The 22,271-nt window shown below is 72.9% G+C and carries 20 protein-coding genes; 3 read left to right on the top strand and 17 right to left on the bottom strand.

What is annotated here, in order from left to right; all coding sequences use genetic code 11:
- Positions 1–14: 14 nt before the first annotated feature.
- From JL475_RS26250 to JL475_RS26200, 11 genes are all read right to left on the bottom strand, one after another.
- Positions 15–374: an MmcQ/YjbR family DNA-binding protein gene (locus JL475_RS26250; RefSeq protein WP_202280408.1), complete on the bottom strand. Its 360-nt coding sequence runs from the start codon at positions 372–374 to the stop codon at positions 15–17.
- Positions 371–1,699 (bottom strand): hemolysin family protein, encoded by a 1,329-nt coding sequence (locus JL475_RS26245; RefSeq protein WP_202280407.1) that lies wholly within the window; start codon positions 1,697–1,699, stop codon positions 371–373. Before JL475_RS26245 ends, JL475_RS26250 begins: the two co-directional genes overlap by 4 nt.
- Entirely contained in the window at positions 1,696–2,193 is a 498-nt protein-coding gene (ybeY, locus tag JL475_RS26240) for an rRNA maturation RNase YbeY (RefSeq protein ID WP_202280406.1), read from the bottom strand. Before ybeY ends, JL475_RS26245 begins: the two co-directional genes overlap by 4 nt.
- A 12-nt stretch (positions 2,194–2,205) precedes the next feature.
- Positions 2,206–3,279 carry a PhoH family protein gene (locus JL475_RS26235; protein ID WP_202280405.1) on the bottom strand — a complete coding sequence of 358 codons (1,074 nt, stop codon included), beginning with the start codon at positions 3,277–3,279 and terminating at the stop codon, positions 2,206–2,208.
- Between the two features lie 163 nt (positions 3,280–3,442).
- On the bottom strand, positions 3,443–4,609 hold the full coding sequence (locus JL475_RS26230; protein WP_202280443.1) for a PfkB family carbohydrate kinase: 1,167 nt from the start codon (positions 4,607–4,609) through the stop codon (positions 3,443–3,445).
- Between the two features lie 176 nt (positions 4,610–4,785).
- Positions 4,786–6,087, bottom strand: coding sequence for a glucarate dehydratase family protein (locus JL475_RS26225; RefSeq protein ID WP_307825168.1), 1,302 nt, complete (start codon positions 6,085–6,087; stop codon positions 4,786–4,788).
- Between the two features lie 213 nt (positions 6,088–6,300).
- Complete coding sequence (locus JL475_RS26220; RefSeq protein WP_202280403.1) at positions 6,301–7,293, bottom strand: adenosine deaminase; 993 nt, start codon at positions 7,291–7,293, stop codon at positions 6,301–6,303.
- A gap of 20 nt (positions 7,294–7,313) precedes the next feature.
- A complete protein-coding gene (locus JL475_RS26215; RefSeq protein ID WP_202280402.1) occupies positions 7,314–8,219 on the bottom strand; it encodes a ribonuclease Z in 906 nt (301 codons plus the stop codon).
- An 8-nt stretch (positions 8,220–8,227) separates the two neighbouring features.
- On the bottom strand, positions 8,228–8,581 hold the full coding sequence (locus JL475_RS26210) for a histidine triad nucleotide-binding protein (RefSeq protein WP_202280401.1): 354 nt from the start codon (positions 8,579–8,581) through the stop codon (positions 8,228–8,230).
- 156 nt (positions 8,582–8,737) lie between these two features.
- On the bottom strand, positions 8,738–11,974 hold the full coding sequence (locus JL475_RS26205) for a S41 family peptidase (protein ID WP_202280400.1): 3,237 nt from the start codon (positions 11,972–11,974) through the stop codon (positions 8,738–8,740).
- Between the two features lie 45 nt (positions 11,975–12,019).
- On the bottom strand, positions 12,020–12,565 hold the full coding sequence (locus JL475_RS26200; RefSeq protein ID WP_202280399.1) for a hypothetical protein: 546 nt from the start codon (positions 12,563–12,565) through the stop codon (positions 12,020–12,022).
- Positions 12,566–12,636: 71 nt separating this feature from the next.
- On the opposite strand from JL475_RS26200, the gene JL475_RS26195 reads away from it, so the two are divergent.
- Positions 12,637–13,017, top strand: coding sequence for a hypothetical protein (locus JL475_RS26195; RefSeq protein ID WP_202280398.1), 381 nt, complete (start codon positions 12,637–12,639; stop codon positions 13,015–13,017).
- A gap of 37 nt (positions 13,018–13,054) precedes the next feature.
- Here the strand turns inward: JL475_RS26195 and JL475_RS26190 are convergent, their stop codons facing one another.
- The 4 genes from JL475_RS26190 to hrcA all read right to left on the bottom strand — a co-directional run bounded on the left by JL475_RS26190 (position 13,055) and on the right by hrcA (position 17,214).
- Complete coding sequence (locus JL475_RS26190) at positions 13,055–13,795, bottom strand: 16S rRNA (uracil(1498)-N(3))-methyltransferase (RefSeq protein WP_202280397.1); 741 nt, start codon at positions 13,793–13,795, stop codon at positions 13,055–13,057.
- Entirely contained in the window at positions 13,792–14,865 is a 1,074-nt protein-coding gene (locus JL475_RS26185) for a nitronate monooxygenase (RefSeq protein WP_202280396.1), read from the bottom strand. The genes JL475_RS26190 and JL475_RS26185 overlap by 4 nt, the downstream gene beginning before the upstream one ends.
- A gap of 193 nt (positions 14,866–15,058) precedes the next feature.
- Positions 15,059–16,198 (bottom strand): molecular chaperone DnaJ, encoded by a 1,140-nt coding sequence (gene dnaJ / locus JL475_RS26180; protein ID WP_202280395.1) that lies wholly within the window; start codon positions 16,196–16,198, stop codon positions 15,059–15,061.
- The gene (gene hrcA, locus JL475_RS26175) at positions 16,198–17,214 is read right to left on the bottom strand and encodes a heat-inducible transcriptional repressor HrcA (RefSeq protein WP_202280394.1); all 1,017 of its coding nucleotides are present in this window, start codon (positions 17,212–17,214) and stop codon (positions 16,198–16,200) included. Before hrcA ends, dnaJ begins: the two co-directional genes overlap by 1 nt.
- 168 nt (positions 17,215–17,382) lie before the next feature.
- On the opposite strand from hrcA, the gene JL475_RS26170 reads away from it, so the two are divergent.
- Positions 17,383–18,114 (top strand): MBL fold metallo-hydrolase, encoded by a 732-nt coding sequence (locus tag JL475_RS26170; protein WP_202280393.1) that lies wholly within the window; start codon positions 17,383–17,385, stop codon positions 18,112–18,114.
- Positions 18,115–18,157: 43 nt separating this feature from the next.
- Positions 18,158–18,961 carry a DUF3097 domain-containing protein gene (locus JL475_RS26165; protein ID WP_202280392.1) on the top strand — a complete coding sequence of 268 codons (804 nt, stop codon included), beginning with the start codon at positions 18,158–18,160 and terminating at the stop codon, positions 18,959–18,961.
- 127 nt (positions 18,962–19,088) lie between these two features.
- On the opposite strand, the gene hemW is transcribed toward JL475_RS26165, so the two are convergent.
- Both hemW and JL475_RS26155 read right to left on the bottom strand, forming a co-directional pair.
- A complete protein-coding gene (gene hemW, locus JL475_RS26160; RefSeq protein ID WP_202280391.1) occupies positions 19,089–20,321 on the bottom strand; it encodes a radical SAM family heme chaperone HemW in 1,233 nt (410 codons plus the stop codon).
- Between the two features lie 35 nt (positions 20,322–20,356).
- The gene (locus tag JL475_RS26155; RefSeq protein WP_202280390.1) at positions 20,357–22,207 is read right to left on the bottom strand and encodes an ATP-binding SpoIIE family protein phosphatase; all 1,851 of its coding nucleotides are present in this window, start codon (positions 22,205–22,207) and stop codon (positions 20,357–20,359) included.
- Positions 22,208–22,271 lie beyond the last annotated feature (64 nt).

Raw genomic sequence — 22,271 nt, 5'->3', positions numbered from 1 at the left:
ATACGGAGCCCGTCTCAGGGCCGGTCGAGCCGGAGCCGCTCCGCGCGCGGCAGGCCGGCGACGACCAGGTCGTAGGAGTCCTCGACCAGCTCCCGGACCAGCCCGTCCGGGAGATCGCCGTCGGCGGTCACCGTGTTCCAGTGCCGTTTGTTCAGGTGCCGGCCCGGGACGATCAGGCCGGGGTGCTCGGCGCGGAGCCGGATCGCGTCCTCCGGGTCGCACTTGAGGCTGACCGTCAGGGGCCGCTCGTCCAGGGCCGTCAGTGCGAAGACCTTGCCCAGGACCTTGAAGACCGAGGTCTCCGGGTTGAACGGGAAGTCCTCCACGGCAGCGTCGAAGGAGAGACAGAGGGCACGCAGGTCCTCCGGGGTCATCGCGTCGGCTCCTCCTCGACCCGGGACGGGTCGACCGGCTCCCCCGGGTCTCCCGGCGTCACCGGCTCCACCAGCACGGTGACGATCTTGTTGCGGCGGCCGGCCGCCGCCTCCGCCGTCAGCCGCAGCCGGCGCTCGTCGGGCAGGCCGACCACGGCGGACGCGCCCGCGATCGGCACCCGGCCGAGCAGCTTGGCGAGCAGTCCGCCGACGGTCTCCACGTCCTCGTCGTCGTACTCCTCCAGGCCGTACAGCTCGCCGAGGTCGGTGATGTCGAGACGGGCGGTGACCCGGTAGCGGTCCTCGCCCAGCTCCTCCACCGGCGCGATCTCCCGGTCGTACTCGTCGGTGATCTCGCCGACGATCTCCTCGAGGATGTCCTCGATGGTGACGATGCCGGCGGTGCCGCCGTACTCGTCGATGACGACGGCGACGTGGTTACGGTCCTTCTGCATCTCGCGCAGCAGATCGCCGGCGTTCTTGGTGTCGGGCACGAAGAACGCGGGCCGCATCGCCGTGGAGACCAGCTCGCTCTCCGCGTCCCGGCTGATGTGCGTCTTGCGGGCCAGGTCCTTCAGGTACACGATGCCGACGATGTCGTCCTCGCTCTCGCCGGTCACCGGCATCCGGGAGAAACCGGAGCGCAGGGCGAGGGTGAGGGTCTGGCGGATGGTCTTGTAGCGCTCGACCATCACCAGGTCCGTCCGCGGGACCATGACCTCACGGACCAGGGTGTCCCCCAGTTCGAAGACCGAGTGCACCATGCGGCGCTCCTCGTCCTCGATCAGCGACTCCTGCTCCGCGAGGTCGACCAGCGCGCGCAGCTCCGCCTCGGAGGCGAAGGGGCCGCGCCGGAAGCCCTTACCGGGGGTGAGCGCGTTGCCGATGAGGATCAGCAGGGACGGGATCGGTCCCATGATCCTGGCCAGCGGCAGCAGGACGTACGCCGCCGCCGTGGCCGTGTTCATCGGGTGCTGGCGGCCGATGGTGCGCGGGGAGACGCCGACGGCGACGTACGAGACGAGGACCATGACCGCGATGGCGACCAGCAGGGCCTCGGCGGTGCCGTCGAACTGCCGGAGGCAGGCGTAGGTGACCAGCGCGGCGGCGGCCATCTCGCAGCCGACGCGGACCAGCAGCGCCACGTTGAGGTAGCGGGTGGGGTCGGCGGCGAGCCTGGCGAGCTTCGCGCCGCCCCGGCGGCCGGAGCGCACGGCCTCCTCGGCGCGGAAGCCGGAGACGCGCGCGATGCCCGTCTCCGCGCAGGCGAACAGCCAGGCGACGACGATCAGGGCGATCGCGCCGAGGACGAGCCCGGGGCTCATGACACGGTCGGGGCGGGGGACGGGCCGGTCATGCCCTTCTCCGCGCGCCAGCCGTCCACGATGGCGGCCTGCAGGCCGAACATCTCGGCCTTCTCGTCGGGCTCCTCGTGGTCGTAGCCCAGCAGGTGCAGCACACCGTGGACGGTGAGCAGTTGCAGCTCCTCGTCCATGGTGTGCCGCGTCGGCGCCTCGGCGCCCTGCCGGGCGGCGACCTCGGGGCACAGCACGATGTCGCCGAGCAGGCCCTGCGGGGGCTCGTCACCGTCCTTGGACGGCGGCCGCAACTCGTCCATCGGGAACGACATCACGTCCGTCGGGCCGGGCAGGTCCATCCACTGGATGTGGAGCTGTTCCATCGCTCCGGAGTCCACGACGATCACCGAGAGCTCGGAGAGCGGGTGGATGCGCATCCGTGCGAGCGCGTAGCGGGCGATGTCGAGGATCGCCTGCTCGTCGACCTCGGTTCCGGACTCGTTGTTGACGTCGATCGACATCTGCTGTTCGGTCTACTTCCCCTTGTGCCCGGACTTGCCCCGGCCGCCGCTCTTGTGCGTGCCGTTCTGGGTGCCGTGCTCGCTGTCGTACTGCTCGTACGCGTCGACGATACGGCCCACCAGCCGGTGGCGTACGACGTCGTGCGACGACAGCCGGGAGAAGTGGACGTCCTCGACGCCCTCCAGGATGTCCTGCACCTGGCGCAGGCCGGACTTGGTCCCGCTCGGCAGGTCGACCTGGGTGACGTCACCCGTGATCACTATCTTCGAGTCGAAGCCGAGCCGGGTGAGGAACATCTTCATCTGCTCGGGGCTGGTGTTCTGCGCCTCGTCCAGGATGATGAAGGCGTCGTTGAGCGTCCGGCCGCGCATGTACGCCAGCGGGGCGACCTCGATCGTGCCCGCCGCCATCAGGCGCGGGATGGAGTCGGGGTCGAGCATGTCGTGCAGGGCGTCGTAGAGCGGGCGCAGGTACGGGTCGATCTTCTCGTAGAGGGTGCCGGGCAGGAAGCCCAGGCGCTCTCCGGCCTCGACCGCGGGGCGGGTCAGGATGATGCGGTTGACCTGCTTGGACTGCAGGGCCTGCACCGCCTTGGCCATGGCGAGATAGGTCTTTCCGGTACCGGCGGGGCCGATGCCGAAGACGACGGTGTGCTTGTCGATCGCGTCCACATAGCGCTTCTGGTTGAGCGTCTTGGGGCGGATCGTGCGGCCGCGCGAGGACAGGATGTTCTGTGTGAGCACCTGGGCCGGGGTCTCCTGGCCGTCGCTCTCCCCGTTCTCGCTCGCCTTCAGCATGGCGATCGAGCGTTCCACCGCGTCCTCCGTCATCGGCTGCCCGGTGCGCAGCACCAGCATCATCTCGTCGAAAACGCGCGAGACGAGGGCGACCTCCCCTGCGTCGCCGACCGCGCTGATCTCATTGCCCCGGACATGGATGTCGGCCCCCGGGAAGGCCTTCTCGATCACGCGCAGGAGGGAGTCGCCGGAACCCAGCACGGTCACCATGGGGTGTTTGGCCGGGACGGTGAACTGCACTCTCGCCTGCTCCTGCGCGGGGGTCTGAGCTGTGGGTGTCTGAGTCATGGGCCGGCGCTGAAGGCCTGCTGTTCCTCCTCGTCAGGGCCACGCAACTGAGGGCGGCCTCGCGCCTCCCAGGGTACGACGCGGGGGTGACAACCCCGTAGGCCTTTTACCGGCGGGGCGGTTGCGGACGAGTGGGGACCAGGTGACGGCGGGGGGGCGGGGGTCAGGTGGACCGGCCGAAGCCGATGGTGGGGACCGCTCTGCGGAGGGGCCAGGGGCGGACCAGGCCGTCGGGGATCAGGTCCGCGAGGAACGCGTACCGGCTCAGGGCGGCCGGGTCCTGGCCCTCGACGGACTGGACCTCGCGCCACCAGGCCGCGATCTCCGACCAGCCGGGCGCCGACAGGGAGCCGCCGAACTCCTGGACGGAGAGGGCCGCGGTCAGACCGGCGAAACCGAGGCGGTCGGCGAGCGGCCAGCCGGCCAGGCTGCCGGTGACGAAGCCCGCCACGAAGACGTCCCCGGCGCCGGTCGGGTCGAGGGCCTCCACTGCGATGGCGGGCACCTCGGCGCTCTCCCCGGTGCGCCGGTCCACGGCGTACGCCCCGTCCGCGCCGAGGGTGACCACCGCGACCGGCACGTGCTCGGTGAGGGCGTGCGCGGCGGCGCGGGGGCAGTCGGTGCCGGTGTAGCGCATGGCCTCCTCGGCGTTCGGCAGGAACGCCTCGCAGTGCCGCAGGTCGGGCAGTGCGGCGAGGTCCCACCGGCCGGTGTCGTCCCAGCCGACGTCGCCGAAGATCCGGGTCCCCTGCCGCGCGGCGTGGGCGATCCAGTGCTCGCTGCGGCCCGGGGTGAGGGAGGCGACCGCGCTCCGCGCGCGGGGCGGGCAGGGCGACAGGTGCGCGCCGGGCGGGGGCAGCTTGCCGCTGGTGGAGGCCGACCGGTGGGAGGGCTCCTCCGGGGGCGGTTCGTGGCCGTGGGTGACCATGGTGCGCTCGCCCTCGTAGGCCATGGAGACGGTGACCGGGGAGTGCCAGCCGGGCACGGTGCGCGACGCGGAGAGGTCGATGGCCTCGCCCTGCTCCAGGGCGTCCCAGCAGTACTCCCCGTAGTGGTCGTCGCCGAAGGCCGCCGCGAGGGAGGTGCGCAGGCCGAGGCGGGCGAGGGCGGTGGCCATGTTGGCGACGCCGCCGGGGCTCGACCCCATCCCGCGCGCCCAGGACTCGGTCCCGCGCACCGGGGCGGAGTCGAGCCCGGTGAAGATGATGTCGAGGAAGACGGTGCCGGTGAGGTAGACGTCCCAGGGCGGGTCGTCGGGTGTGCGCAGCGCGGCGAGCGGGTCGACGTGGGGCACGCCGTGCGCCCCCGCCGGGGTCCCGTTGTGGCTGATGACGCCCCGCGGGGTGCTGTCGGTGATTCCCTCTCCGGGTGACGTGGTGGACGCCTTCACGATGCGCTCCCTGGCCTGGTGCGGTTCTGGCCAGTGTGCACCAATCCACCGACGACACCGACGACCCGCCGCCCGTCACGTTCGGGGGCGTCTCATCTCACCGGCTCACCAGCGGCTCACCAGCGGGGCACCGTCGGGGTGACCCACTCGGGGTCGGTGACCCGCATGGCCGCCGCGTCGTCGCGGTCGCGGAGCGCGCCGTCGTCCGCCAGCCACCGCCGGTGCAGGGCGGCGAGCCGGTCGTGGTCGAGGGTGACGCCGAGGCCGGGGGCGTCGGACACCCGCACGGTGCCGTCCTGGAAGGTGAGGCGTTCGGTGAGCACGTCCTCGGACTGCCACGGGTAGTGGGAGTCGCAGGCGTGGTGGAGGTTCGGCACGGTGGCCGCGACGTGGGTCATCGCGGCGAGGCTGATGCCGAGGTGGGTGTTGGAGTGCATGGAGACGCCCACGCCGAAGGTGCGGCAGACGGCGGCGAGGTGCAGTGTGTTGCGCAGTCCGCCCCAGTAGTGGTGGTCGGAGAGGACGACCTGGACGGCGTCCGTGGTGAACGCCTCCTTGATCTCGGGGAAGGTCGTCACACACATGTTGGTGGCGAGCGGCACTCCGGTGCGGGCGGCGACCTCGGCCATGGCGGGGGTGCCGAGCGTCGGGTCCTCCAGGTACTCCAGGAGCCCGCCGACCTCCTCGGCCACCCGGACCGAGGTCTCGACGGACCAGGCGCCGTTGGGGTCGAGCCGCAGCGGGTGGCCGGGGAAGGCCTCGGCGAGGGCGCGGACGGCGGCGATCTCCTCCTCGGGCGGGAAGACGCCGCCCTTGAGCTTGAACGAGGTGAAGCCGTACCGCTCCTTGAAGGCACGGGCCTGCGCGACGACGCCGGCCGGGTCCAGGGCGGCACCCCAGTCGTCCTTCTCGGCGGCGACGCCCTCGGGGTGGTCGGCGTACCGGTAGAAGAGGTACGCGCTGTACTCCACGGCGTCGCGGACCCTGCCGCCGAGCAGTGCGTGCACGGGCAGTCCGAGCGCCTTGCCGAGGGCGTCGAGGCAGGCGACCTCGAAGGCGGAGGCGATGGACAGCCGCAGCTTGTCGGCGGTCTGCACACCGCGCAGCCCGCCGACGTCGACGGCGTTCTCGACCCGGGAGGCCGCCACGGAGACCTCGTCCAGGAGCGCGAAGAGGCCGTTCACATCCGTGACCTGGCGTCCCTTCATCTGCTCGGCGAAGGGGTGGGCGAGTTCCAGGTACTTGGTGTCGCCGTAGGTCTCCCCCACGCCGGTGGTCCCGTCCGCCGTGACGATCTCGACGATCAGCCGGGGCGTGTACGGCTGGTGCACTCCCTGGGTGTTCAGCAACGGCGGGTCGGCGACCAGGATCGGCGTGAGCCGTACCTCGGTGACGGTCAGGTCGCGGGTGGTCGGCACGGTCACGGGCAGCTCCTACGAGGTCCAGGCCGGTGGCGGGCGGGGCCTTGCGGTCGGCGGGGCCGACGGGCGGGAGGTGCCGTCCCCGTCTCCGTACCAAAACCCACCCGCACTGCCTCCCCATACGAACGTCATCCATGCATGGGAACAGAGGTTAGATAGGCGAACAGGGGCCGTCAATGGGAAGTGCGGGAGCTGCCGGGACCGCCGGAACTACGGGAAGACGTAGGCCTCCACCTCGGCGAGGTAGCGCGCCCGGCGTTCCTCGTCGTCGTCCAGGAACGCGGCGAGGAAGGAGTTGCGGGCCAGTTCGCGCAGCCGCTCCGGGCCGAGGCCGAGCGTGTCGCGCACCGCGTCGAAGTTGTCCCCGGCGTAGCCGCCGAAGTAGGCCGGGTCGTCGGAGTTCACCGTGCACAGCAGGCCGGCGTCGAGCATCGCGGGCAGCGGGTGGTCGGCGAGGGTGTCCACGGTGCGCAGCCGGACGTTGGACAGCGGGCACAGGGTCAGCGGAACGCGGTCCCGCACCAGCCGCTCCACCAGCGCCGGGTCCTCCATGCAGCGCAGCCCGTGATCGACTCGTTCGACGCCGAGGACGTCCAGCGCCTCGGTGATGTACTCCGGCGGCCCCTCCTCACCGGCGTGCGCCACCCGCCGCAGCCCGAGCGCGGCGGCCGCCTCGTACACCTCGCGGAACTTCGCCGGCGGGTATCCGACCTCGGCCGAGTCGAGACCGACACCGGTGATCCGGTCCAGGTGGGGCTTGGCGGCGTCCAGGGTCGCCAGGGCCGACTCGGCGGACTCGTCCCGCAGGAAGCACATGACCAACCGGGTCGAGACGCCGTGCGTCCGCTCCCCGCGTTCCAGTGCCCGCCACAGTCCGTCGACCACCGTGTCCATGGCGACACCCCGGGACAGATGGGCCTGCGGGTCGAAGAAGATCTCCGCGTGCCGCACGCCCTGGGCGGCGGCGCGGGCCAGGTAGGCGTCGGCGAGGTCCTCGAAGTCCTGCTCGGTGCGCAGCACCGCCATGAGTTCGTAGTACAGGTTCAGGAACGACTGGAGGTCCTCGAACCGGTACGCCTCGCGCAGGGCGTCGGTGTCGGCGTAGGGCAGTTCGACGCCGTTGCGTGCGGCGAGGGCGAAGGCGAGTTCGGGCTCGAGGGTGCCTTCGATGTGAAGGTGCAGTTCGGCTTTGGGTACGGGCATCGAAATATCGTACGGCGATCTCACCGACGCTTGGGGAGCGGTACTCGCAGCAGATCGCGGGCCACGGTCAGCTCCCCCTCGTACCCGGCGGCCCGCGCCTGCCGTTCGAACTCCTCCGGATCTCCGTAGCGCTGGCTGAAGTGGGTGAGCACCAGATGCCGCACGCCCGCGTCCCGCGCCACCCGGGCCGCCTGACCCGCCGTCAGATGACCGTGTTCCACGGCGAGTTCCTCGTCCTCGTCGAGGAACGTGGACTCGATGACGAGCAGGTCGCAGCCCTCGGCCAGCGCGTACACCCCCGCGCAGAGCCGGGTGTCCATGACGAACGCGAACCGCTGGCCGCGCCGCACCTCGCTCACGTCCTCCAGCGGGACCCCGTCGAGCGTGCCCTCGCGCTGGATGCGGCCGACGTCCGGGCCCTTGATGCCGTGCGCGGCGAGCCGGTCGGGCAGCATCCGCCGCCCGTCGGGTTCGACCAGCCGGTAGCCGTACGACTCCACGGGGTGCGACAGCTTCCGTGCTTCCAGGGTGTACCCGGCGGTGCGGGCGAGCGGGCCGTCGGCGCCGACCGGTGCCTCGGTGATGCCGACCGTCTCGCGGTAGGCGGTGGCGTAGCGCAGCCGGTCGAAGAAGCTCTGCCCGGAGCCCGGGTAGTGGGCGGTGACCGGGTGCGGTACCTGGTCGAGGTTGATGCGCTGGATCACTCCGGCGAGGCCGAGCGAGTGGTCGCCGTGGAAGTGGGTGACGCAGATCCGGTTCAGGTCGTGCGCGGCGACCCCGGCTCGCAGCATCTGGCGCTGGGTGCCCTCGCCGGGGTCGAACAGGATGCCCTCACCGTCCCAGCGCAGCAGATAGCCGTTGTGGTTGCGGTGGCGGGTGGGAACCTGGCTGGCGGTGCCGAGCACCACCAGTTCGCGTACGGACAAGGAACTTCCTATCCGGGGGGCCACTCGAGACCGCGGCCGCCCAGGACGTGGGCGTGCGCGTGCCAGACGGTCTGCCCGGCTCCGCTGCCGGTGTTGAAGACGACGCGGTGGCTCTCCAACTGCTCCTGGTCCGCGACGGCCTGGGCCTCGCGCAGGACGTCCGCCGCGACCTGGGGAGCGGCCGCGGCCAGGGCCGCCGCGTCCTTGTGGTGCGCCTTCGGGATGACCAGGACGTGCGTCGGCGCCTGCGGGTTTATGTCGCGGAACGCGACGGTCGTCTCCGTCTCGCGGACGATCGTCGACGGAACCTGCCCGGCGACGATCTTGCAGAACAGACAGTCGTCCTGCGGTTCCCCTGCCATGGGTGTGCCTCCTCGCACCAAGTTGATCGTCTACCGGGCATCGTATCCGTCACACCGTCGCGTCGGTTACTTCGGCCGCTTCGGCTTCCTCGGTTGCTTCGGCTTCCTCGGTTTCCTCGGTTGCATCAGTCATCTCCGTCGGTCGGTCAGGTCGGCTCAGGGCAGGTTCGGGGGTGTTTTGGCAGGGTTCTCCTCCAGGGCCGCCAGTGCCAGCCGGACCGCCTCGTCCAGCTGCGCGTCCCGCCCCGCCGCGTGGTCCTGCGGTCGCTGCACCACCTCGACGTCCGGGTCCACGCCGTGGTTCTCCACGCCCCAGCCGTACCCCTCCAGCCAGAAGGCGTACTTGGGCTGGGTGACGAGGGTGCCGTCGACGAGCCGGTAGCGGCTGTCGATGCCGATGACGCCGCCCCAGGTGCGGGTGCCGACGACCGGGCCGATACCGAGCGCCTTGATCGCCGCGTTGACGATGTCGCCGTCGGAGCCGGAGAACTCGTTGGCGACGGCGACCACGGGACCGCGCGGCGCGTCCTGCGGGTAGCTCTCCGGGCGCATGCCGCGCGGCAGGTCCCAGCCGACGATCCGCCGGGCCAGCTTCTCGACGACGAGCTGGGAGGTGTGCCCGCCGCGGTTCTCCCGGACGTCCACGATCAGGCCCTCGCGGGTCACCTCGACCCGCAGGTCGCGGTGGATCTGGGCCCAGCCGGGGGCCTGCATGTCGGGCACGTGGATGTAGCCGAGCCGACCGCCGGACAGTTCGTGGACGTGGGCCCGTCGGTCGGCGACCCAGGCGTGGTAGCGCAGCGGCTCCTCGTCGGCGACGGGGACGACGACCGCGTGCCGCGGGTCCCCGCCGCCGGCCGGGGAGACGGTCAGCTCGACCGGTTTGCCCGCGGTGCCGACCAGCAGCGGCGCCGGCCCGGCCACCGGGTCGACCGGCTGTCCGGCCACGGCGACGATCGCGTCACCGGTGCGGATCGCGACGCCGGGCGCGGCCAGCGGGGAGCGGCCCTGCGGATCGGAGGTCTCCGCGGGCAGGATCCGGTCGACGCGCCAACTGCCGTCCTCGTGACGGGAGACGTCCGCGCCGAGCAGGCCCTGCCGGGGACCGCCGCCGTAGCCGCCGCTCGGGGTGACGTAGGCGTGCGAGGTGCCGAGTTCGCCCTGCACCTCCCAGAGGAGGTCGACCAGGTCGTCGTGGGTGGCGAGCCGGTCGAGGACGGGCCGGTAGCGGTCGAGGACGCCGTCCCAGTCGACGCCGTTCATGTCCGGCCGCCAGTAGTTGTCCCGCATGATGCGGCCGGCCTCGTCGAACATCTGCCGCCACTCGGCGGCCGGGTCGACGAACTGGCGCACCCGGTCGAGGTCGACGGTGATGTTGCCGTCGCTGTCGTCGTCGTTCGGCGCGCGCCGGTCGCTGGGGACGACCTTCAGCCGCCCGTCGGTCCACAGCAGCACCCGCTTGCCGTCGCCGCTGACCTCGAAGTGGTCGGCGTCCACGGCCAGATGCTCGATGCGCTGCTGGGCGAGGTCGTAGCGCTCCAGCTCGGTCTTGGGGTCGGGGTCCTCGGGGGTGGCCCTGGAGGCGCCGAGCACGCCGCGCACCGGGTGCCGCAGCCACAGCACCCCGTCCTTGGCGGCGCGCAGGTTGGAGTAGCGGGCGGCCTCGACCGGGAACGGCACGATCCGGTCGGCCAGCCCCTCGAGGTCGATACGGGTGGTGGGGGTGCCCTCGCTGTCGGGGGTCTCGTCCCGGTCCGGCGTCTCGAAGGGGCGGCCGTGCCGCTGCGGGCCGAACGGGGACGGCGTCGTCGCGGCGAGGGTGATCAGGTGCGGGCGGGCGCCCTCGACGAAGGCGAGGTCGAAGACGTACTCGTCGTAGACGGGGTCGAAGGAGCGGGTCGACAGGAAGGCGAGGTGCTTGCCGTCGAGGGTGAACGCGGGCGCGTAGTCCTGGAAGCGCAGCGGGGTCGCCTCGGTGACCGACAGGTCGGTGGTGTCGGCGAGCCGCAGCTGGCTGAGCGGGCGGGGGCCGGGGTGGGACCAGGCGAGCCAGGCGGAGTCGGGCGAGAAGGTCAGCCCGGAGACGTCGCCGTGCTCGCTGCGGTCGACCTCGCGGACCTCGCCGGTCTCCCGCTCGACGAGCAGGAGACGGCCGTCGTGCGAGGCGACCGCGGCGCGGCTGCCGTCGGGCGCCATGGCGAGGCCCAGGACGCGGCCGAGCTGTCCGGCGGCGATCCGGCGCGGGGTCGCTCCGGGGGCGAGGCCGGTGGCGGGGGCGAACTCCAGAGCGTCGTCGCCGTCGGCGTCCGTCACCCACACCACCCATTCCTCGCCGTCCGCGCGGAAGGTGCGCGGGCGGCGGGCCCGTACGCCGGGGGTGGCGGCGAGCGCGCGGGCGGGGCCGGCGCGGTGGGTGACCCAGTGGACGGTGCCGCGCACGCAGACGGCGCTGCCGCGCGCGGTGTGGTCGGGGGAGGCGGAACCGAACCAGCGGGCGGCGTTCACCGGGAACGGCTGGAGGTCGACGCGCTGCCCGCCCAGCCGGATGTCGAGCCGGCGCGGCTCGGCCCCGTCCAGGTCGTCGAGGATCCACAGTTCACCGGCGCAGGAGTACACGACACGGGTGCCGTCGGTGGCGGCGTGCCGGGCGTAGAAACCCCCGAGGGGGGTGTGCCGGCGCAGGTCGGACCCGTCGGCGAGGGAGGAGTACAGCGCGCCGGTGCCCTCATGGTCGGAGAGGAAACCGACCCTGTCTCCCACCCACAGCGGGTACTCGATGTTCCCGTCGAGATCTCCGTGCAGCCGGACGAACTCTCCTGAGCCGTCGGCCGAGTTGTCGGCACCGTCGCCGGTCTCCTGTGCGATCCACAGCTTGCCCGCCGTGCCGCCCCGGTAGCGCTTCCACGAGGCGGCCTCGCGGCCCATCGTCGCGGACAGCAGGACCGTGCGCGGCCCGTGGGCGACGTCGCCGACGGGGCCGTACGGCAGGGTGGTGGCGGGTCCGCCGTCGAGGGGGATCGCGCGGGCCCAGGTGCGGCGCAGGCTGGCCTGGCCCTGGGTGCTGAGCGCGAGGACCTTGCCGTCCGGGGTCCAGCCGCGCACCTGGGTCCTCGCGCTTCCCCAGTACGTCAGACGCCGGCCGGGGCCGCCCTCGACGGGGGCGGTGTGCACCTCGGGAGCGCCGTCACGGGTGGAGGTCCAGGCGACGGTGGTGCCGTCGGGCGAGATGCGGGGGAGCGTCACCGGCACGTTGTCGGCGCTCACCCGCCAGGCCCGGCCGCCCTCGAGCGGGGCGAGCCACACGTCGTCCTCGGCGGTGAAGGCGACCAACTCGCCGTGCGGATGCGGGAACCGGAGATACGCGGCGGGGGCGACCGATGCAGGCTGTGTCACCCGATCACCCTACGCACACGGGGTCGGCCTGGACAGAGGTTTGGATCACTTGCCCTCGACGGGGCGACAGGACGGGTACTGCTCGCACCACACGGTCGTGGTGACCGTCACGGTGACGGTGGGCCGTGGGCCGCGGTTCGTGGGCTCGCCCACCGCGGGCGGGCTGGTGGCGTCGCAGTCGCCCAGGCCGTCGACCCGGAACCACTGCTTGCCGTCCACTTTCGCGGTGATGTCCCCGCGCACACAGGCGCCGTCGACGGCATGGGTGATCTTCCCGGTGACGGTGATCTCCTTGCCGTCCTCGGTCTCCCCGTCGCAGTCCACGGTGGCCACGGTGTCCTCACTCGCGGGCCGCGACGACGCGCCGTCCTGGTTCCCGTAGGAGGCGGTGCAGCTGAGCCAACGCACCCCGGCCTTCTGCCGGTTGAGCTCCCGGGTGACCGTCTCGTCGGTCGTGTACGCCACCGCCGCCGTGCCGACCGGACCCGGCTCGCACGCCCCGGCCCCGCCCACGACGACCACGACGAACCCGACGGCCGACACCGACCGGCGCCACCGCGTCCCGCCCCGAACCCACCTCAATGCCCCCATGCCCGGCAGCCTGCCACCGCCCCACGCGTGACGGTAGGGCGCATACGGCCACTCCTCACTACCGTGGAGCGATGCGCAGCGAACGCCGGCTCAGACGACTCGTCGTGGACGGGACCACCACGGGCGAAACGACCGCCTACCTGTGGTCGGTGCGTCATCGGCACCGTACCGACGGGCCCTGCCAGGAGGTGCTCGCACTGACCCGGGAGGGAACGACGGCGACGGTCCACCTGGTGTTCCGGGGCGGCGAGGGCCGTCTCGTCCCCGACGGTTTCCTGCATTCCGGGGCTGTGGCCCTCGGCGGACACGCGGCGCTCAACCTGCACGAGCCCGGTGTCGTACGGGCCTTCGTCGACGAGGCGGTCCGGCGCGGGCTGCTCACCGGGGCCGCGGAGCTGGACGGCTGGGAACTGTTCCCGGCGGTCGCCGCCGCCCGCGCGGCGGACGGCTGACAGCCGGCGGCCCCGCGGCTGGCGGCGAACGGGGCCGTCAGGACCAGCGGCCCGTGCGGGCCAGCAGGACGGCCGTGGCGGCGGTGCCCGCGGTGGAGGTGCGCAGGACGCTGCGGCCCAGGCGGTAGGGCTTGGCGCCGGCCTGCGCGAAGAGCGCCAACTCCTCCGGCGAGACCCCGCCTTCGGGGCCGACGACCAGCACGATGCTGCCGGAGCCGGGGAGTTCGGCGGTCGCGAGGGGTTCGGTGCCGCTCTCGTGGAGCACGGCGGCGAAGTCGGCTTCGGCGAGAAGTGAGGCAACCTGCTTGGTCGTCGCCGCGTCCGCGACCTCCGGGAAGCGCGCCCGGCGGGACTGCTTGCCGGCCTCCCGGGCCGTCGCCCGCCACTTGGCGAGGGACTTCAGACCGCGCTCGCCCTTCCACTGCGTGATGCAGCGCGCCGCGGACCACGGCACGATCGCGTCGACGCCGACCTCGGTCATCGTCTCCACGGCCAGCTCGCCCCGGTCGCCCTTGGGCAGTGCCTGGACGACGGTGAGCCGGGGCGACTCCACGGGCTCCTCGACGACGTCCCCGAGGCGCACGATCAGCCGGTCCTTGCCCTCGGTCCCGGTCACCTCGCCCTCGGCCCTGCGGCCCGCGCCGTCGGTGAGGACGACGCTCTCCCCGGCCCGCAGCCGCTTCACGGAGACGGCGTGCCGCCCCTCGGGGCCGTCGAGCACATGGTGTCCGGAGGCGTCCGTGTCGAAGTGCTCCACCACGAAGACCGGCGCGGTCATCCGGCACCCCCCGCCGACAGCTCCGTCCGGGCGGCGGCGAGTTCGGCGACCAGCACCTCCACCAGCTGCCCGGCAGGCAGCTCCCGGGCCATCCGGTGGCCCTGTCCCGCCCACAGTGCCATGCCCTGCGCGTCCCCCGCCTTGGCGGCGGCCCTGCGCAGCGGCGCGGTGAGATGGTGGACGTCCGGGTAGGCGGCGGGCGCGTACGGGCCGTGTTCGCGCAGGAACCGGTTGACCAGGCCGCGGGCCGGGCGTCCCGAGAAGGCGCGGGTCAGTTCGGTGCGGACGTACAGGGGGTCGGTCAGCGCCTGCTTGTGCAGGGCGGGCGCGCCGGACTCGTGGGTGGCGACGAAGGCGGTGCCGAGCTGGGCCGCCCGGGCGCCGACCGCGAGCACCGCGGCGATCTGGCTGCCGCGCATGATGCCGCCGGCGGCGACGATCGGGATGTCCACCGTCTCCCGCACCTCGGCGACCAGGGACAGCAGTCCGACGCCGGAGCCGTCGTTCTCCGGGAGGTCCCGGTGGGTGCCCTGGTGGCCGCCGGCCTCGACGCCCTGCGCGATCACCGCGTCGGCGCCCGCCCGCTCCACGGCCCGCGCCTCCTCGGCGGTGGTGGCGGTGACCAGGGTGAACGTGCCGACGCGGCGCAGGGAGTCCAGGACCTCACGGGTCGGCACTCCGAAGTGGAACGACACCACCGGCACCGGGTTGTCGAGCAGGACGGCGAGTTTGGCGTCGTAGCCGTCGTCGCGGCCGCTGTCGGGGTCGCCGAGCTCGGTCTCGTACCAGGAGGCCTCACCGGCCAGCTGGTGGGCGTAGACGCCGACGGCGGCCGGGTCGGGGGTCTCGGGCTGGGGCATGAAGACGTTGACGCCGAACGGGTGGCCGGTCAGTCCGCGCAGCTGCTTGATCTCCTGGTACATCCCGTCCGCGGTCTTGTACCCGGCGGCCAGGAAACCGAGCCCGCCCGCCTCGGAGACGGCCGCGGCGAGCTGCGGCACGGAGACACCGCCCGCCATGGGGGCCTGCACGACGGGGTGCGGAAGGAGATCGGTGAGCGCCAAGGACATGACGGCATGTTGCCACGTCCTTCGGACATCTCCGAATCGGGGCTCAACCGGCCTTCGCCCTTGGCACGGGCCGTGTCCGGGGCGGCTTCACGGCACCTTCCCGAGCACCTTCAGGACACCTTCCGCAGCACCGCGGGAGCCGTTTCCGGCCCCCGCGCGCAGCACCTCCGGTGTCGTCCTCCGGTGTCGTCCGTCAGCGCCCGTTGAAAGCGTCCTTCAACCGGGAGAACAGCCCCTGCTGCCCCGGCTGGAACTGGCCCAGCGGGCGTTCCTCGCCGCGGAGCTTGGCGAGTTCGCGCAGCAGGCGTTCCTGCTCGGGGTCGAGCTTGCCCGGGGTCTGCACCTCGACGTGCACGACGAGGTCGCCCCGGCCGCCGCCGCGCAGATGCGTGACGCCCCGGCCGTGCAGCGGGATCGACTGGCCGGACTGGGTGCCGGGCCGGATGTCGACCTCCTCCATGCCGTCCAGCGTCTCCAGCGGCACTTTGGTGCCGAGGGCGGCCGCCGTCATCGGGATGGTGACCGTGCAGTGCAGGTCGTCGCCGCGCCGCTGGAAGGTGCTGTGCGGCAGCTCGTGGATCTCGACGTACAGGTCGCCGGCGGGACCGCCGCCGGGGCCGACCTCGCCCTCGCCGGCCAGCTGGATCCGGGTGCCGTTGTCGACACCGGCCGGGATCTTCACGGTCAGGGTGCGGCGGGAGCGGACGCGTCCGTCGCCGGCGCACTCCGGGCACGGGTTCGGGACGACGGTGCCGAAGCCCTGGCACTGCGGGCAGGGGCGCGAGGTCATGACCTGGCCCAGGAAGGACCGGGTGACCTGCGAGACCTCACCGCGGCCGCGGCACATGTCACAGGTCTGCGCGCTGGTCCCCGGCGCGGCGCCCTCACCGCTGCACGTGGTGCACACGATCGCCGTGTCGACCTGGATGTCCTTGGTCGTGCCGAACGCGGCCTCGTCCAGCTCGACCTCGATCCGGATCATCGCGTCCTGGCCGCGGCGGGTGCGCGAGCGCGGACCGCGCTGCGACGCCGTGCCGAAGAACGCGTCCATGATGTCGGAGAAGTTCCCGAAGCCGCCCGCGCCGAAGCCGCCCGCGCCGCCGCCGGCCCCGGCCTGCGAGAGCGGGTCGCCGCCGAGGTCGTAGACCTGCTTCTTCTGCGGGTCCGACAGCACCTCGTAGGCGGCGTTGATCTCCTTGAACCGCTCCTGGGTCTTCGGATCCGGGTTGACGTCCGGATGCAGCTCGCGGGCGAGCCGCCGGAAGGCCTTTTTGATCTCCTCCTGCGAAGCGTCGCGGCGCACGCCGAGTACGGCGTAGTAGTCCGTGGCCACTACGACTCCGCCAGGATCTGTCCGACGTACCGTGCCACTGCGCGTACCGCTCCCATCGTTCCCGGGTAATCCATGCGGGTCGGACCGACCACGCCGAGCTTGGCAACAGCCTCGCCGCCCGAACCGTAGCCCACCGACACCACTGAGGTGGAGTTGAGTCCCTCGTGGGCGTTCTCATGACCGATACGCACGGTCACGCCCGGATCCTTCGCCTCGCCCAGCAGCTTGAGAAGCACGACCTGCTCCTCGAGCGCCTCCAGTACGGGCCGGATCACAAGGGGGAAGTCATGTCCGAAGCGGGTCAGATTGGCGGTACCGCCGATCATCAGCCGCTCCTCGTTGTCCTCGACGAGCGTCTCCAGGAGGGTGGAGAGCACGGTCGAGACCGTACCGCGCTCCTCGAGGTCGAAGGCCTCGGGGAGATCCTCGACGAGAGACGGTACATCGGTGAAACGGCGGCCCGCGACACGGCTGTTGAGCCGCGCCCGCAGATCCCCCAGGGTCGCCTCGCCGATCGGCGCCGGACAGTCGATCATGCGCTGCTCGACCCGCCCGGTGTCCGTGATCAGCACCAGCATGGCGCGCGCGGGCGCCATCGGGAGCAGCTCCACGTGCCGCACGGTCGAGCGGGTCAGCGACGGGTACTGCACGACGGCGACCTGCCGGGTCAGCTGCGCGAGCAGCCGCACCGTGCGGGCCACGACGTCGTCCAGGTCGACGGCGCCCTCGAGGAAGTTCTGGATGGCGCGCCGCTCGGGGGCGGTCATCGGCTTGACGCCGGCGAGCTTGTCCACGAAGAGCCGGTAGCCCTTGTCGGTGGGGATGCGCCCGGCGCTGGTGTGCGGCTGGGCGATGAACCCCTCGTCCTCCAGGGCCGCCATGTCGTTGCGCACGGTGGCCGGGGAGACGCCCAGGTTGTGCCGCTCGGTGAGGGCCTTGGAGCCGACGGGTTCCTCGGTTCCGACGTAGTCCTGGACGATGGCGCGCAACACCTGGAGCCTGCGTTCACTGAGCACGGCGCACACCTCCAGAAGCCTTTCGCCGGTTCGTTCCCTGAATGTCCTGGCACTCTTCGCACGCGAGTGCCAAACTTCCCCGCCCAGTGTACGGCCGGTGGGTACACCCCGGGCAAGGCCGGTCCCACGCCGTCGCGCCGGGGCGGCGTGGGCGATTAGCGTCGCGGTATGACGGTGAGTTGGGAAGAGTCGGGGTGGGAGCGGCTGGCGCCGGGAGTGGGCCGGTGCCGGTTGCCGGTGTGGGACTGCACGACGGGGCTCGTCGTCGGCGCGGGCGCGGCGCTGCTCGTGGACGCCGGTTCGAGCCTGGGCGAGGGCGCCCGGTTGCGGGCACGGGCGCAGGCGCTCGCCGGTGGGCGTGTGACACATCTCGCGCTCACCCACCCCCATTTCGACCATGTGCTGGGGGCGGCGGTGTTCGCGGGCGCGGAGGTGTTCGGCGCGGTGGGCCTGGACACGGTGCTGGCGCGGGGTCGCGAGGAACTGCGCGCGGACGCGGAGCGCGAGGGTCTGGACGCGCGGGCGGCGGAGGAGGCCGTGGACGCGCTGGCGCTGGTCCGCCCCCGGCACATGGTGTCCGGCGAGTGGACGCTCGACCTGGGCGGCGGACGGCAGGCGCTCCTCGCGAACGTGGGCCCCGGGCACACCGCCCACGATCTGGTGGTGCTGGTGCCCGGCGACCCGGAGGTGGTCTTCTGCGGCGACCTGGTGGAGGAGTCCGGCGAGCCGCAGGCCGGGCCCGACGCCGTCCCGTCGCAGTGGCCGGCCGCCCTGGACCGGCTGCTCGCCCTGGGCGGCGAGGACGCGGTGTACGTACCCGGTCACGGAGCGGTGGTGGACGCGGCGTTCGTACGGGCCCAGCGCGACGCCCTCGCGGCTCGTTTCGGCGTGTCGGGCTGATCCTTCGGCCGAACGGGGGCCAGGTTCTCCTATCGTCGTCAGAATGCGCCAGTACTCCCCTGACCTGACCCCCGGGTGGAAGAAGTCCCGGCCCGTCCCCGAGGTTCCGGCCGAGCCCGGGCTGGTCGTGGAGGAGCCCGGCAGCGGATTCTGCGGCGCGGTGATCCGCTGCGAGGCGGGCACGGTGACCCTGGAGGACCGCTTCGGCAAGCACCGGGTCTTCCCGCTGGAGCCGCGCGGCTTCCTGCTGGAGGGCCGCACGGTGACGCTGGTGCGGCCCGCCGCGGGCCCGGCGCGTCCGACCCGTACGGCATCCGGTTCGGTGGCCGTCCCGGGCGCACGCGCGCGCGTGGCGCGCGCCGGGCGCATCTACGTCGAGGGTCGCCACGACGCCGAACTGGTCGAGAAGGTGTGGGGCGACGATCTGCGCGTCGAGGGCGTGGTCGTGGAGTACCTGGAGGGCGTCGACGACCTGCCCGCGATCGTCGACGCGTTCGCGCCGGGCCCGGACGCCCGGCTGGGCGTCCTGGTGGACCACCTGGTGCCGGGTTCGAAGGAGTGGCGCATCGCGGAGTCGGTCACCGGCGAGCACGCCCTGGTGGTGGGCCACCCCTACATCGACGTCTGGGAGGCGGTGAAGCCGTCGTCCCTGGGCATCGAGGCGTGGCCCCGGGTGCCGCACGGCCAGGACTGGAAGACGGGGGTGTGCCGGGCACTGGGCTGGCGCGTGGCCAACACCGGGGAGGCGTGGCAGCGGATCCTCGGCGCGGTGCGCTCGTACCGGGATGTGGAGCCGGCGCTGTTGGGCAGTGTGGAACGGCTCATCGACCATGTGACCGTGCCCTGAGCACTGTCCAGTCGTTGACAGGCTGGGCCTGGTGGGCTGCTCTCCGCCGCTGCGGAGGTGGTCCGTCGATCAACTCGTCGACCCGGCCGAGCAGTGCATGCTCCCCGCTCTCGCGGGGGTCGGCCCCTCAGTCCACCAGGTCCCGCACCACCGCGTCCGCCAGCAGCCTCCCCCGCAGGGTCAGCGCCGCACGCCCCTCGTCGTACGCCCCCTGCCGCAGCAGCCCGTCCGTCAGGGCACGGCGCGCCGCCGCCAGCCCCTCCGCGCGGAGAAGAGCGAGCGGAACCCCTTCCTCCAGCCGCAGCTCCAGCAGAATCCGCTCCACCCGCCGATCCTCGTCCGACAGGACCTCCCGCCCGGCCCCCGGCGACCGCCCCGCCGCCAGCGCAGCCGCGTACGCGCCGGGGTGCTTCACGTTCCACCAGCGCACCCCGCCCACGTGCGAGTGCGCCCCGGGCCCCGCGCCCCACCAGTCCGCGCCGCGCCAGTACAGCTCGTTGTGCAGGCAGCGTCCCGCGTCGGAGGTGGCCCAGTTCGACACCTCGTACCAGTCGAAGCCGGCCGCCGACAGGGCCTCCTCGGCGATCAGGTACCGGTCCGCGTGCACGTCGTCGTCGGTCATCGGCACCTCACCGCGCCGGATGCGACGGGCGAGCTGCGTGCCCTCCTCGACGATGAGCGCGTACGCGGAGACGTGGTCGGGTCCGGCGCCGAGGGCCGCGTCCAGCGAGGCCCGCCAGTCGTCGTCGGACTCGCCGGGGGTGCCATAGATCAGGTCGAGGTTGACGTGCTCGAAGCCCGCCGCCCGCGCCTCGGCGACACACGCTTCCGGGCGGCCGGGAGTGTGTGTGCGGTCGAGGACCTTCAGCACGTGCTGCCGGGCGCTCTGCATGCCGAAGGAGATCCGGTTGAAGCCGCCCGCGCGGAGGGTCGCCAGGTAGGCCGGATCGACCGACTCCGGATTCGCCTCCGTCGTCACCTCCGCGTCCGCCGCCAGCCCGAACTCGTCGCGGATCGCGCCCAGCATCCGTACGAGGTCGTCGGCGGCCAGCAGGGTGGGGGTGCCGCCGCCGACGAACACCGTGCGGACCTCGCGCGGGTCGTCGCCGAGCACCTTGCGGGCCAGGCGGACCTCGTCGATCAGGGTCTCGGCGTAGTTGTCGCGGGAGGCGAGCACGCCGCCGCTGCCGCGCAGCTCGGTGGCGGTGTAGGTGTTGAAGTCGCAGTAGCCGCAGCGGGTCGCGCAGTACGGCACGTGCAGATAGAACCCGAGGGGGCGGCCCGCGGCCCCGTCGAGCGCGGACGCGGGCAGCGCGCCGTCGGCGGGGACGGGCTCGCCGTCGGGGAGTGCGGAAGGCATGTGCCCCATTGTCCCGCACTCGGCCCGTAGGCCGGTCAGTCCGCCTGGAGCACCAGCAGGGCGAGATCGTCCTCCGGTGGCCGCGCCCCGAACTCGTGGACCAGTCGGCTGATGCGTTCCGCTGTCAGGTCGGCGTCCAGCCCGGCGCAGCCGGCCAGCGCGGCGGCGAGTCCGTCGCCGTCGTCGAACTGGCGGGAGCCGGAGCGCCGCTCGGTGACGCCGTCGGTGACGCAGAGCAGGGTGTCGCCGGAGCGCAGCTCGAAGGTGTCGCTGGTGTAGGTGGCGTCCTCGACGACCCCGAGCAGGGTCTGCGACCGGGCCACGGTACGGACCATCCCGTCGGGCGAGAGCAGCAGCGGCAGGGGGTGTCCGGCGGAGGCGAGGGTGACACGGGCGCCGCCCTCGACGAGGGTGAGTTCTCCGTAGAGCAGGGAGAGGAAGCGGGTCTGGGGGCCGTCCCCGGGGGCGGTCGGGCGGGCGCCGGCGGCGACGAGCGCGCGGGCGGCGGCGTCGGCGGCCTCCGTGGCGTCGTCGAGGAGCAGTTGGTTGAGGCGGTCGAGGACGTCGGCGACGCGGTAGCCCTCGCGGGCGAGCAGCCGCAGCCAGGGGCGGACCAGCCCGATGACGACGGCGGCTTCGGGGCCCTTGCCCTGGACGTCGCCGATGGCGAAGCACCAGCGGCCCGGTCCGGCCGGGAACAGGTCGTAGAAGTCGCCGCTCGGTCCGCCCTTGTCGTGGGGCTCGTAGACGAGGGCGGAGCGCACGCCGGGGATCTCGGCGACGGCGCCGGGCAGCAGTCCGCGCTGGAGCACGGCGCTGATGGTGGCCTGGCGGGCGTACTGCCGGGCGGCGCCGATGGCGAGCGCCACACGCCGCCCGAGGTCCTCCACCAGCCCGGTGACCTCGTCCGGGAACCGCCCGATCCCGGCCCGCCCGATCACCAGCGTCCCCAGCGGCCGGCCACCGGCGACGAGCCGGTAGGCGAGGGCGGTGCCGGGGCCGCTGTCCTCCTCGCGGCCCTCGGTCAGGTGGAGCGCCTTCTCCGGCCAGGGGTAGACGACCGGTCCGGTGCTCAGCGGATCGGAGGGAGGCGGGGGATCCTGCTCCAGCACCCGGCTCAGCTCCTCGACGCGGCTCTCGTCGGCGTGCCAGACACGAGCGAGGCGGGGCCCGTGGGCCCGTGCTCCGTCGCTCCAGCCGCCGTGGCCGGTGGTCTCGTCCTCGAGCCACACCGCGCACCAGTCCGCCAGCCGCGGCACGATCAGCTGCCCGGTGAGCGCGGCGACCAGGTCCTCGTCCAGCTGCCCGGCGAGCAGATCGGACGCCTCGGCGAGGAAGGACAGCGCCCCACGCCCGAGCCATGCCCCGTCCCGCCGGTACGGCCGGGGCGCACGCCACCCGTCACCGCCGGGCTCCGGCTCCGCCTCCCACACGTACGCGTCGAACGGGATGTCCGCGCTCCCTGCGCTCTCCGTTTCCTCCGCACTCTCCTCCCCGTCCTGCGTGCCGTCCGCCGCGAGGTCCCCTCCCACGGGGATCCGGGCCCAGACGGTCTTGGTGCCGGGGCGGTAGGTGATCCCCCATGCCTCGGAGAGCGCGGCGACGAGGCGCAGGCCGCGTCCGTGCTCGGGGTTCTCGTAGGGCGGTGCCTCCGGTTCTCCGCCGTGCGGGGCGCGGGAGGGGTGGCGGTCGGTGACCTCGACGACGAGGGCGCCGCTCTCCTCCTCGAGGCGGCAGGTCAGCCGTACCTCGGTGCCGGCGTGCACGACGGCGTTGGTGACCAGTTCGCTGGCGATCAGCGTGGCGTCGTCGCCGGCGCGGGTGGTGAGGTGCTCGGCGCCGGGCAGGGCGCGCTCCGCCCAGTCGGCCGACGCCGCCCGCACCATGGCCCGCGCCGTCGCCGGACTCGCCCTTCTGGGACTGGCGTTGGGTGTGTCCGGCGCCGGCTTC

This window comes from Streptomyces sp. M2CJ-2, from assembly GCF_016757295.1.
Taxonomy (GTDB): domain Bacteria; phylum Actinomycetota; class Actinomycetes; order Streptomycetales; family Streptomycetaceae; genus Streptomyces.
Note: the sequence above shows the minus strand (reverse complement) of the source record. Positions and strands in the feature narration are given on the sequence as shown.

What these genes read in the sequence shown, in the direction of transcription:
- JL475_RS26195 (WP_202280398.1), top strand. Translation starts at nt 12,637, where the DNA reads ATGCGCAGCGAACGCCGGCTCAGACGACTCGTCGTGGACGGGACCACC.
- JL475_RS26200 (WP_202280399.1), bottom strand. Translation starts at nt 12,565, where the DNA reads ATGGGGGCATTGAGGTGGGTTCGGGGCGGGACGCGGTGGCGCCGGTCG.
- JL475_RS26155 (WP_202280390.1), bottom strand. Translation starts at nt 22,207, where the DNA reads ATGGTGCGGGCGGCGTCGGCCGACTGGGCGGAGCGCGCCCTGCCCGGC.
- JL475_RS26210 (WP_202280401.1), bottom strand. Translation starts at nt 8,581, where the DNA reads ATGGCAGGGGAACCGCAGGACGACTGTCTGTTCTGCAAGATCGTCGCC.
- JL475_RS26245 (WP_202280407.1), bottom strand. Translation starts at nt 1,699, where the DNA reads ATGAGCCCCGGGCTCGTCCTCGGCGCGATCGCCCTGATCGTCGTCGCC.
- JL475_RS26250 (WP_202280408.1), bottom strand. Translation starts at nt 374, where the DNA reads ATGACCCCGGAGGACCTGCGTGCCCTCTGTCTCTCCTTCGACGCTGCC.
- JL475_RS26220 (WP_202280403.1), bottom strand. Translation starts at nt 7,293, where the DNA reads ATGCCCGTACCCAAAGCCGAACTGCACCTTCACATCGAAGGCACCCTC.
- JL475_RS26165 (WP_202280392.1), top strand. Translation starts at nt 18,158, where the DNA reads ATGCGCCAGTACTCCCCTGACCTGACCCCCGGGTGGAAGAAGTCCCGG.
- JL475_RS26190 (WP_202280397.1), bottom strand. Translation starts at nt 13,795, where the DNA reads ATGACCGCGCCGGTCTTCGTGGTGGAGCACTTCGACACGGACGCCTCC.
- JL475_RS26235 (WP_202280405.1), bottom strand. Translation starts at nt 3,279, where the DNA reads ATGACTCAGACACCCACAGCTCAGACCCCCGCGCAGGAGCAGGCGAGA.
- JL475_RS26185 (WP_202280396.1), bottom strand. Translation starts at nt 14,865, where the DNA reads ATGTCCTTGGCGCTCACCGATCTCCTTCCGCACCCCGTCGTGCAGGCC.
- JL475_RS26170 (WP_202280393.1), top strand. Translation starts at nt 17,383, where the DNA reads ATGACGGTGAGTTGGGAAGAGTCGGGGTGGGAGCGGCTGGCGCCGGGA.
- hemW (WP_202280391.1), bottom strand. Translation starts at nt 20,321, where the DNA reads ATGCCTTCCGCACTCCCCGACGGCGAGCCCGTCCCCGCCGACGGCGCG.
- ybeY (WP_202280406.1), bottom strand. Translation starts at nt 2,193, where the DNA reads ATGTCGATCGACGTCAACAACGAGTCCGGAACCGAGGTCGACGAGCAG.